Annotated in this window: 5 protein-coding genes and 1 tRNA gene; 4 read left to right on the forward strand and 2 right to left on the reverse strand. The window is 57.0% G+C overall.

Translation table 11 applies throughout. The features are described from left to right. Nucleotides 1–1056 (forward strand): FAD-dependent oxidoreductase (locus tag NWQ23_RS06135; protein WP_306165377.1); only part of this gene is annotated, 1056 nt, incomplete at its 5' end. 235 nt (nucleotides 1057–1291) lie between these two features. Beyond that, complete coding sequence (locus NWQ23_RS06140) at nucleotides 1292–2131, forward strand: TerB family tellurite resistance protein (protein ID WP_306165378.1); 840 nt, start codon at nucleotides 1292–1294, stop codon at nucleotides 2129–2131. Here NWQ23_RS06140 and NWQ23_RS06145 read toward each other — a convergent pair. Further along, a complete protein-coding gene (locus NWQ23_RS06145) occupies nucleotides 2128–2778 on the reverse strand; it encodes a GntR family transcriptional regulator (RefSeq protein WP_306165379.1) in 651 nt (216 codons plus the stop codon). The genes NWQ23_RS06140 and NWQ23_RS06145 overlap by 4 nt on opposite strands. Nucleotides 2779–2809: 31 nt before the next feature. After that, on the reverse strand, nucleotides 2810–3499 hold the full coding sequence (locus tag NWQ23_RS06150; RefSeq protein WP_306165380.1) for a M48 family metallopeptidase: 690 nt from the start codon (nucleotides 3497–3499) through the stop codon (nucleotides 2810–2812). 111 nt (nucleotides 3500–3610) lie between these two features. On the opposite strand from NWQ23_RS06150, the gene NWQ23_RS06155 reads away from it, so the two are divergent. Then, nucleotides 3611–3934, forward strand: a complete 324-nt coding sequence (locus NWQ23_RS06155) for a TIGR02300 family protein (protein ID WP_306165381.1) — start codon at nucleotides 3611–3613, stop codon at nucleotides 3932–3934. A gap of 83 nt (nucleotides 3935–4017) precedes the next feature. After that, nucleotides 4018–4093, forward strand: a tRNA-Ala gene (locus tag NWQ23_RS06160). The last annotated feature ends 149 nt before the right edge of the window (nucleotides 4094–4242 follow it).

Genomic DNA, 4242 nt, shown 5'->3' on the forward strand with positions numbered 1-4242 from the left:
AAAGGCTGGGCCAGCATCCCCGCAGCGGGCAAGGTCAAGGTCGGTGACGACGTCCACGAAGCCAAGCACATCGTCATTGCATCGGGCTCAGAGGCATCGACCCTGCCGGGTGTCGAGGTCGACGAAAAGACGGTTGTCACCTCCACCGGCGCGCTGGAATTGGGCAAGATCCCCAAGAAACTCGCTGTCATCGGCGCAGGCGTCATCGGGTTGGAGCTGGGTTCGGTCTATGCGCGGCTTGGAGCTGAAGTCGAAGTGATCGAATACCTTGACGCGATCACCCCCGGAATGGACGCAGAAATCGCGCGACAGTTCCAGAAGATGCTGACAAAGCAAGGGCTTAAGTTCACGCTAGGAGCGGCTGTACAAGGCGTTTCCGTCAAGAACGGCAAGGCCACGGTCAGCTACAAACTGCGCAAAGACGACAGCGCACACGAGGTTACAGCCGACACCGTTCTGGTCGCCACAGGGCGCAAACCTTTCACCAAGGGCCTTGGCCTTGATACACTGGGCATCGAGATATCCGAGCGCGGGCAGATCAAAACGAACGGCAGCTACGGCACCAATATCCCCGGAATCTACGCCATCGGCGATACGATCGAAGGGCCAATGCTGGCCCATAAAGCCGAAGACGAAGGCATGGCCGTGGCCGAGGTCATCGCGGGCCAGAAGCCGCATGTGAACTACGGCATCATCCCCGGTGTGATCTATACCCACCCCGAAGTGTCCAACGTCGGCGAGACCGAAGAATCACTGAAAAAACAAGGCCGTGCCTATAAAGTCGGGAAGTTCCCTTTCATGGGCAACGCACGCGCAAAGGCCAATTTCGCGGGCGAGGGTTTCGTGAAACTCCTTGTCGATGCCACGACCGACCGCATTCTCGGGGCGCATATCATCGGCCCGATGGCGGGCGATCTGATTCACGAAATTTGCGTTGCAATGGAGTTCGGAGCAGCAGCCGAAGATATCGCACGCACCTGCCACGCGCACCCCACCTATTCCGAAGCAGTGCGCGAAGCCGCACTTGCTTGTGGAGACGGGGCGATCCATGCTTGACCTGAAAGGAGCGGCATTGCGTCGCTCCGACCACTAAGCTTTAGGTTGCGGATCGTTGCTGAAAGTCGCTCGCGGCCTGACGCAGAGACGTTTTGGTCAACATTCAATCAATAAATGATACTTTGTTTCCATAATTACGCTGAAATACCCTATCCTCGCACCGAAACGAACATATACACGCCACATTCTTCCGTTCTGTTAGCGCAGTATTGAGTTGAATTATCAGAGATTCCCGATGAAGCGGTTTATGATCACCCTTTTGCTGAGCCTGCTTCTTGGGAATGCTGCCCAGGCATTCATCCCGAGTACAGGCACATTCACAGAACTCGAGCCCGTAGCGGAAACCCAAATCCCCGGCGCTTCGGGAGAGGTGATGTCACTTTGCCATGTGACAAGCACGGTCCGCATTCTGGGATTGCCGTTGTTCAGCGACATTACCGGCTATGCGCTCTCAAGCGACGGATGCCAGCTGAGTTTGGACCGTCCGTTTACCAAGGAACAAATGGAAACGGCGCAATCGCTCAATCTTGTTGATCCAAATCTGCCATCGACCGCGCGCAACGATTTCGAACGCAACGTCAAGAACTATGGAATCTGGGTCGTATTGGTTCTCGGATTGCTTGTTGTCATTATCCGGCGCCTCAGATCAATTTTGGGTCTCAATCCACGTGCACCCATGCGCAAGAAAGCATCGCAACGCATCCTGACCGCAATGTGCTACGTGGGCAAATGTGACGGGATGGTCGCGGCAAATGAGATCGCCCTGATCAGCAGGGCCGCGCGCAGGCTGACCCGGCGCAATGTCGAAGCAGCAGAAGTCATTCGGATCACCGATCACATCGATATGAACCTCACCAAACAGGACTACATCGATTTTGGCAGAGGCCTGCGCGATTCTGAAAAAGACGTCATGATGCGTGGTGCCTTTTATGTTGCACTGTCCAGTGGCCGTCTTTTGCCATCTGAGCATGAGTTTTTGTCAGAGCTTGCCCATGGCATCGGTATGCCGGGCGAGGATTTTCGGCGGGTCATGAACCTCGCACTTGCGGACCTCGACGCTTTTCCGCCTGCCTAGCCTTTCAACAGTCGCAACCCTTGTGTCGCATCGGCACGCACGGCCAATCGCAAACCGGGTTCATCGCCAGCCTTGAGCGCTGCAAGGATGAGCTTGTGGTGATATGGCGGCTCTGTCCGGTTCAGCCGTCCGTAAAGGGCGCGCATCGTCGGCCCCAGCTGCAACCAGACCGTTTCAGCCATCGCCAACATGGCGGGCGCCTGCGCGCGCAAGTACAAGGTCCGGTGAAATTCGAGGTTCAGTCGAATATAGGCCGTGGCATCATGGTGTGTGATCGCCTGACTGACCCCTTGATTGATCACATCAAGACGATCAATGAGCGCAAAATGCGCACGCGGCAAGGCACGTGAGGCTAATTCCGGCTCGAGCAAAGCGCGCAAGGTTGCAAGTTCCTCGATCCGGTCATCTGAAAGCGCAGGCGTTGACACCCGACCTGACGACGACAGGAACAAAGCCCCCTCTGCCACAAGCCGACGGACTGCTTCGCGCGCAGGTGTCATAGAGACATCATGCGATTTCCCAATGCCGCGCAGTGTCAGAGCCTCTCCGGGTGGGATCTCGCCATGCATGATCTGTGTGCGCAGGGCACGGTAGACGCGCTCGTGCGCGGCTGTTTTACTGTCTTGCGGGCGTGGCTGGATCAACATGCCTTGGTTGTGATCACATCGCGGTCTTTCGTCAATCGTCGAACCGTATTCGATGTAGCAGATCCCCATGATCTCGGAGCCACTGCCGTTTTTTCTGATAGTCGGGGCACAACCGCGCCACCACCGACCAGAACTCGGGTTGATGATTCATCTCTACAAGATGCGCAACCTCATGCGCTGCCACGTAGTCCAACACAGCAGGCGGTGCCATGATCAACCGCCAAGAATACATCAACGCCCCTTGGGCCGAACAGGACCCCCACCGCGATCTGGTGTCGCGAATCGTCAGACGGCTGTAGGAACGGCCCAGTTGCGCCGCATATCTGTCCGAAGCCAGCGCAAGTGCGTCCCGCGCCTGATGACGAAAAAGCGCCTTGATCTGCGGGCCCACGGGCTGGACCGCGCGGACACGGATAAAGCCTTGTCCGATCTGGGCAGCCTTGACCTCAGCAGCGACAATCTCGACCGGTACACCCTGAAACAGGACTGTCTGGCCTGCCGCTACCGGCTGGACAGGACGCAAGTCACGCAAATGACTGCGCAGCCAGTGTTCTTTCGACCGCAAGAAGGCGATCCCTTCGCGTTCTGCCGCACGTTTGGGTAGGGTCAGTGTCACCCGCCCATCCAGCCGCGAGACGCGCAGCGAGAGCCGCTTTGCGCGGGCGGAATGGCGCAAAGTGACGTCAATCGGGGGGTTGCCTTGCAGCGTATGACGGCCCATATCATCCTACTCGCAATCAAGTGTGCCAAAGGCTTTGACACGCCCCTCTGCTTATGGCAGTTGGCACCGATCACCCGCAAGGGAAGACCTAAGTTTTTGAAGGGATAGCCTATGCCTAAGGAAGAGTGGGGCACAAAGCGCCTTTGCCCCGAAACCGGCAAACGCTTTTACGACCTGAATGCCACGCCAATCATCAGCCCCTACACGGGCAATGTTGTGACGATCGACACATCCAAGACCCGTACGATGGTTGCGGACGCTGAAGACGCGCAGACCGCCAAGATGAAAGAGGTCGAAGACGACGACGATCTGGTGCTCGATGACGACGACGATGATGATGTCGATCTGGGCGATGATATTCTCGAAGATGACGACGATGATGACACAGTGTCACTCGACGACCTCGCAGACGTCGCAACAAACGACGACGACTAAAACAGTCTTCCCGGGCGCGATTTGGACTTGATCTCGCCCGGATCGCTGCATAGACAGCGCAGCACAGCAGATCGCTGTCGGATGGGGCCTTAGCTCAGTTGGGAGAGCGCTTGCATGGCATGCAAGAGGTCAGGGGTTCGACTCCCCTAGGCTCCACCATTCTTCACATACACTAGCGTCAGGACTAACGTGCGGGCTACTGTTGCATGGCGCGCTGCAAATGGTGATCGACGGTCACGGCGGGGCGGCGTTTCTTGATTCACCCTTGGCTGGAAACGCACTAGATATCTTTGCCAAGCCTGTTGAGG

The sequence above is a fragment of the Yoonia sp. genome, from assembly GCF_030731595.1.
Lineage (GTDB): Bacteria > Pseudomonadota > Alphaproteobacteria > Rhodobacterales > Rhodobacteraceae > Yoonia.